Below are 573 nucleotides of genomic sequence, written 5' to 3'. Positions count from 1 at the left end.
TGACTGGGGTGAAGTCGTAACAAGGTAGCCGTTGGGGAACCAGCGGCTGGATCACCTCCTTAAACGATAGCTGGATCTTGGCAAGCGTTCACACGAATTACCTGGTTGAAATGTTGAGAGAGCGTAGAGTTGTCGGAGACGGCAGCTCGAGTTGATTTTTGCTCTGATCAAGGCGCTGCCCTGAGTGAGTGAAGGAGCGTACATCAGGTACGTGACTGAGCGAACGAAGAAAGCAACGCAGAGCAGAGTGAAAAGCGACCGAGGTTGTAGGCTTGTAGCTCAGCTGGTTAGAGCGCACCCCTGATAAGGGTGAGGTCGGTGGTTCAAGTCCACTCAGGCCTACCAAATTTTCCACATGGCCGCGTTGTGGCACAGCTCGCATAGTTCACTATGCTTCACTGTTCCCCGCCTTGCCCTGTGAAAAATTCCGACGGTCTAATCACGTACTGGGGCTATAGCTCAGCTGGGAGAGCGCCTGCTTTGCACGCAGGAGGTCTGCGGTTCGATCCCGCATAGCTCCACCATTCATCCTGAATGGTTGAGAATTTACAACAGAATACGCTGTGCCAGATT

2 tRNA genes and 1 rRNA gene are annotated in these 573 nt (G+C 52.9%); all 3 read left to right on the top strand.

The annotated features are described in order from the left end of the window. Nucleotides 1–62 (top strand): 16S ribosomal RNA (locus IEX40_RS22030); the annotation flags it as partial. 206 nt (nucleotides 63–268) lie between these two features. After that, a tRNA-Ile gene (locus tag IEX40_RS22025) sits at nucleotides 269–345 on the top strand. A gap of 103 nt (nucleotides 346–448) precedes the next feature. Then, nucleotides 449–524, top strand: a tRNA-Ala gene (locus tag IEX40_RS22020). The last annotated feature ends 49 nt before the right edge of the window (nucleotides 525–573 follow it).

The organism is Marinobacterium zhoushanense (assembly GCF_014641945.1).
GTDB lineage: Bacteria > Pseudomonadota > Gammaproteobacteria > Pseudomonadales > Balneatricaceae > Marinobacterium_D > Marinobacterium_D zhoushanense.
This window is presented reverse-complemented; position numbering and strand designations above follow the sequence as displayed.